General features: G+C 38.7%; 5 protein-coding genes. All 5 read right to left on the bottom strand.

What is annotated here, in order from left to right; genetic code table 11:
- A partial coding sequence (rsmB, locus tag K6G87_RS11570; protein WP_296837340.1) for a 16S rRNA (cytosine(967)-C(5))-methyltransferase RsmB occupies nt 1–1,361 on the bottom strand: 1,361 nt, incomplete at its 3' end.
- On the bottom strand, nt 1,354–2,058 hold the full coding sequence (locus K6G87_RS11575) for a zinc metallopeptidase (RefSeq protein ID WP_296837343.1): 705 nt from the start codon (nt 2,056–2,058) through the stop codon (nt 1,354–1,356). The genes K6G87_RS11575 and rsmB, both read right to left, overlap by 8 nt.
- Nucleotides 2,059–2,158: 100 nt before the next feature.
- Complete coding sequence (gene fmt, locus K6G87_RS11580; protein ID WP_296837345.1) at nt 2,159–3,088, bottom strand: methionyl-tRNA formyltransferase; 930 nt, start codon at nt 3,086–3,088, stop codon at nt 2,159–2,161.
- On the bottom strand, nt 3,088–3,579 hold the full coding sequence (gene def, locus K6G87_RS11585) for a peptide deformylase (protein ID WP_296837347.1): 492 nt from the start codon (nt 3,577–3,579) through the stop codon (nt 3,088–3,090). The genes fmt and def overlap by 1 nt, the downstream gene beginning before the upstream one ends.
- Nucleotides 3,580–3,702: 123 nt before the next feature.
- Nucleotides 3,703–6,087 (bottom strand): replication restart helicase PriA, encoded by a 2,385-nt coding sequence (gene priA / locus K6G87_RS11590; RefSeq protein WP_296837349.1) that lies wholly within the window; start codon nt 6,085–6,087, stop codon nt 3,703–3,705.
- Nucleotides 6,088–6,344 lie beyond the last annotated feature (257 nt).

Here is a 6,344-nt window from a genome sequence, read left to right on the forward strand (position 1 = left end):
CCCTTTGAAATGCTTTCTTCATTTAAGAGTGCCTTTGGCAGCCTGTCACTTATATCAACCCTCTCAAATGGCAGGTTCTCACAGATATAATCCACCATCTTCTCATTCTCATAAGGATTAATGGTACAGGTTGAATACATCATGATCCCGCCTGGTCTTACATAATTCCAGACACTGTCAAGTATTTCCTTTTGAAGGTCTGTAAGCGATTTAAGTGACTTTTTAGTAACGCCGTACTTTATATCGGCCTTTCTTCCTATAATTCCAAGTCCTGAGCAAGGAAGATCGCAGAATAGAACATCAGCTTTATTTTCAAGTGATGTATCATGCTCTCTTGCATCATGAACTTCTACGGTCACGACATCACTTAGTCCCATTCTGTCTATATTTTCTTCAATGATACGAGTTTTAAACTCAGTCAGATCACGTGAATAGACATGTGGCATTTCTTCTTTGTCAGCTCTGCTTTCGCTCTTATCAGTACTGTCATTTACATATTCAAGTGCGAGGAGCTTTGCTGCAGCATGAAGAGCTTTTCCTCCAGGAGCGCTGCACACATCTATAACAAGATCTCCCTTTTTAAGACCGGCGACTTCACTTACAAGCATTGAGCTAACATCCTGGACCATCCATTTTCCTTCGTCAAATCCCGGAAGATACTGTATGTTATCAGTATGTGTAAGCTCATATGCATAAGGTATAAGCTCGTGCTGCTTGATATTAAAGCTATCACCCGATTCTTCTTTCATGGATTTTACAAGGTCAAGGATTTCTTCCTGTGTCTGCCTCTCATCCATTCTTATAGTAACAGGACGTGGTACAAGAAATGAGCTCAGTATCTTTTCAGCCATATCATATCCGTAATTAGATACAAAAAGATCACATATATATTCTGGCATGGAATAATTGATCGAAAGGCTGTAAATCTGGCTTTTCTTATCTGTTTTTGACGGTAAAGGAAAAGAAATCTTATCTTTTTGTCTTGAAATATTTCTAAGAACTCCGTTCACAAAACCTTTAAGATTCTTAAAGCCTCTTTTACCAGCGAGATTTACAGCTTCATTTATGGCTGCGCTGTCAGGTACCTGATTCATGTAGAATATCTGATATACACTCATTCTAAGAAGGCTTCTTATAAGTGGCTTTTGTTTTGAAGTCTTGACGCTTGCAAACTGGTCTGTTATATAGTCAAGCGTAATACGACGCTCCAGGCTTCCCTGGGCAAGCTTTTTGATAAAGGCTTTCTGCCTTGGCTCAAGGTAATCATATTTACCAAGAACATCACGAATAAGGGAGTGCGGCGCATCTCCCTTATCAGTCTCCATTATTATATCTAGTGCTATTTCTCTTTCACTAATCATTATTTCTTCTGCTATTTCTAAGTATAATCAGTCTTGCAAGCTGCATTACAGATGATGCAGCTGCTGCAACATATGTAAGGGCAGCTGCCGTAAGGACTTTTCTTGCACCTGTAACTTCTTCATGGCCCATCATTCCGTATCCTTCAAGCATCACAAGAGCTCTTCTTGATGCATCAAACTCAACAGGAAGTGTTACGATCTGGAACAAAACTGCAAGGGAGAATACCCATATTCCAATAGTTGTTAATGGTTCAAGTGCAAGTATTATTCCAAAGAATACAATATAAATGCCAAATCTTGATCCTATATTAGCTGCAGGAACAAGAGCTGTACGTATCTTAAGAGGTGTATATCCTGTCTCATGCTGCATTACATGTCCGCATTCATGAGCTGCTACTCCAAGAGCTGCAACTGATGTTGAATTATATACAGAATCAGACAGATTGACTGTCTGTGTTCTTGGATCATAATGATCTGTCAATTCTCCGCTTACATGCTGTACTGAAACTCCCATTACATTATTAGCTTCAAGTATTCGTCTTGCTGCTTCTGCACCTGTTATGCCTCGCATATTAGCAACCTTGGCATACTTACTGTAAGATGCTTTAACATTTAAACTTGCAACTATACTAAGGACTGCTCCAATAATTACAAGTATATATGTCCAATCAAAATAATAATAATTATAATAACCCATGATAATCTTATGTCCTCCTATGCCTGTTTCATCCGGGATTTAATTATCATTTGTGATAAGCTTTATTACAAAAATCAAATCCCGAATTTAAAGTTCAAGATCATACAAATTTCTGTCCTGCCTCTAAGTGATTGCCTCTCATAAAATCACCAGCAGACATTCTCTTTTTGCCTTCAAGCTGCACTTCAAATACTTCAAGACATCCCTGCCCTGTCGCAACCTTGAAGGTGTTCTTGGATATATCCAGGATTTCACCGGCCTTATCACTTAAATTAGCATCAATAGGTTTTGCCTTCCAGATTTTCAGAGTCTTATCATTAAAATGTGTATAAGCGCTTGGCCATGGATCCATGGTCCTTATAAGTCTGTCTATATATGCTGCATCCCTTGTCCAGTCTATAAGTCCCATTTCCTTTGAGAACTTTCCAACCTTGGTAGCCTTGTCATTATCCTGAGGAACAGGTGAAAGCTTGCCCTCTTCAATAAGCGGAATAGCACGAACTATCATATCCGCACCAAGTTCCATAAGCTTATCAAACAGTGTTCCTGCTGTATCCTCATCTGTAATATCAAGGCTTTCCTGCATCAGAATATCACCGGTATCCATTCCGGCATTCATCTGCATAAGTGTTACACCCGTTGTCTTGTTGCCATCAAGAAGCGCCTGCTGTATGGGAGCAGCTCCTCTGTATTTTGGCAAAAGAGATGCATGAATATTAACACATCCGAATTTAGGTATATCCAGAACTTCCTGCGACAGTATCTGACCAAATGCAGCTACTACATATAAGTCAGCCTCTATATTTTTGAGATAATCAACACTATCTTTAGTTCTTATCTTTTCAGGCTGAAATACCGGAATATTTTGGGATATAGCATATTCTTTAACAGGTGAAAAAACAAGCTTTCCACTTCTTCCCTTTGGCTTATCCGGCTGTGTAACAACACATACTATTTCCTGTCCTGCTTCGCAAAGTGCTTTCAAGGCACCGACAGCAAAGTCAGGAGTTCCCATATATACTATTTTCATCAGTCTTCGTCCTTATAAAGTTCTTCGTTATCAACAAGTCCTTCAACGCCGCCTGCTACTCTTTCAACATACATATGTCCGTCAAGATGTTCACATTCATGACATATAGCACGTGCAAAAAGTTCGTCAGCTTCAAGTTCGAATTCATTCATATCACGGTCAAGAGCCTTGACTCTTACATGATTAGGTCTTGTAACTACTCCGCTCTTACCAGGGATTGAAAGACATCCTTCATATCCTGTCTGCTCACCGCTTGTTTCAAGTATTTCAGGATTGATGAATACAAATGGATCTTCTCCTGTACAATCAATGACCATGATCCTTTTAAGGATACCAACCTGAGGTGCTGCAAGGCCTACACCATTAGCCTCATACATTGTCTCGAACATATCATCGATCAGTTCCTGTATTGAATCTGTCATTTCTTTGACAGGTTTACATTTTTTTGCAAGTACATCATCACCAAATTCACGAATTTGTCTTATTGCCATAATTAACCTCCAAATAAATCATTTAGTATATTCATCCCCGGACCTTTTGGACAAATATGCATTAAATGCACATCAACACCTGATCACGAGAATAAAAAAATAACTTTAAGTTACTTAAAAATATTAGAACCCATTTATAGGGTCAAAATCAAATTGTACCGAATATCCTCTATATTGTCCAGCTTCTATAAGCCTTGCAGTATATCGTTCGATTCTATCCTTCATCCCTGTTAATATAGCATAATCTGCCGACTTAACATATATAACAAATCTGAAAACATCATTAATTTTTGATATATTAGCAGCTGCAGGGCCTATAATAACCGGTTTGTCGCTTTCCATTAGGCTGCCTTTTACATAAGAAGAGGCTATCTTAGTATCATTTATATTATAGTCCTTTTGGCTATCTTGAGTAAAAGTTCCGGTTACTGTATCAATTCCAGGCACAAGCGGCTGTTCAAGTATTACTCTTAGTCTGTTTGAAAAGCTTATTCCGGCTTCTTCATTTTTGGATGTTATCTGCACTGCCATCATATGAGCAACAGGTGGATATGCAAGGAGTCTCCTATAAGATATCTCTTCGTCAAAAAAGGCATTGTAATCCTGCTTTGCTGCTGTTTGAATAGCATAATGATCCGGCTGATAGCTTTGTACTATTACTTTGCCCAAAAGCTCGCCTCTTCCGGCTCTTCCTGCTGCCTGCGTAAGGAGCTGGAAAGTTCTTTCCGAAGCCCTGTAATCATTGGCATACAGAGACATATCAGCTGCAAGAACACCTACTAAAGTGACCTTAGGGAAGTCATGACCTTTTACTATCATCTGAGTTCCTATCAGTATGTCAGCCTCTTCATTTGAAAAAGCAGACAGTATCTTCTGATAGCTATCCTTGGTCCTTGTAGTATCAGCATCCATCCTAAGAACTCTTGTCTGTGGCCAGTTTTTAAGCACTTCTTTTTCTATCTGCTCTGTTCCTGCTCTAAAAGCCGAAACATACTTAGAACCGCACTCAGGGCATATCCTTGTAATAGGCTCAGAATATCCGCAATAGTGGCAGACAAGGCGTCCTCCCCTATGCTCAGATAAAGATACATCACAATGCGGACATTTAAATACATGACCGCAGCTTCTGCAGGATACAAATCCTGCAAGTCCTCTTCTGTTAATAAAGAGCATTATCTGCTCATGCTTTTTTAGTCTGTCTTCAATTCCTTCTTTAAGACTTCTTGAAAAAATAGATCTGTTACCGCTTCTAAGCTCATCTCTTAGATCTACACATTCAACTTCAGGAAGAGTTCCGCCTGTAAGCCTCTTTGTAAGCTCAAAAAGCTCATATTCTCCTGTGGTAGCCCTGTAATAGGCTTCAAGTGAAGGAGTTGCACTTCCAAGTACAACGCTTGCACCGCCATCTACAAGTTTTGAAAGCTCTATGGCGGTTTCTCTTGCATGATACTTGGGCATCTGCTCTGATTTATATGCCGGTTCATGCTCCTCATCTATTATTATAAGTCCAAGATTTGGAAATGGTGTAAACAGCGCAGAACGAGGTCCTATGATGATATCAAGCTGGCCATTTCTTGCCCTTTCAAACTGGTCATATTTTTCCCCCGCAGATAAGGTAGAGTTCATTACTGATACTCTGTTTCCAAAGTGGCGATAAAAGCGCATAAGAGTCTGATAGGTAAGAGAGATTTCCGGGATAAGTACAATAGCCTGTTTTCCCCTTTCTATGATCTGTTCTATCATTCTTATATAAACTTCTGTCTTGCCACTTCCTGTTATTCCATGGATAAGGTAAGTTTTTTTGACATTGTTATCAAAATCATTTATGACCTTATCTACAATATACTTCTGTTCTGATGAGAGATTAAGCTTGGACGTCTCTTTGGCATTTATCTTGACCGGATCACGGTAATACTCTTCTTCGGTTACATCGATAACGCATTTTTCTTTAAGACTTCTTATGGTAGCTGCAGAAATATTAAGCTTACCTGTTACAAGTTCATAAGGAATTCTTTCTTCAGGATCTGCTAAAAGCTCTGCAAGGAGTCTCTCCTGAGCCTTTCTGTTCTTGGCTCTGCACTCATAAAGATATTCATTGGCTTCTCTTTGAGGCATTCGAAGAGAGATAAATCTATGCTTTAATGTTGTCTGCTTCTTATGTGCAGGTAGAACCGTTTTAAGAGCCGCATACATGGTAGAGCCATATCTTCTTTTCATCCATACAGCAAGCTTTATGAATATATCTTCTGCTGGAAGATTATCTGTTGCAATACCTATTATCTCTTTGATCTTGGAAGGATCAAAATCTGCAGTATCCGTAAGCTCCATGACATAGCCGCATCTAGTATGATTGCCCCTTCCAAATGGAACAAGAATACTGCTGCCTATATCAATTTTTCCTATAAGCTTATCAGGAACCTTATAACAAAAGGTCCTGTCTACCTGTTCATGAGATATATCTATTATAATTTTGGCATATAGAATATTTGCTTGTGTAGTGTTTTCCATATTAATCCTTATGTCTTTATTTATAACGGCTCTAAATCATCTATCCTGTCATTAGTGAAATAGCACCTCATCAATTGTAACAGAAAGAATGATTTATGGAAAATGAAGATTCATATCTAGTGTGTTGACTCGTTCATCTTTAATCAAATTACGAAGGATATGGATTTATATACAAGGATATAAAATCGAAGGCAATGTAATCATTGTCGAGATTTTATGACGAAGTAGATAAATTCATAGACAAGTAATTTGGTTAA

Source organism: Butyrivibrio sp. (assembly GCF_024699075.1).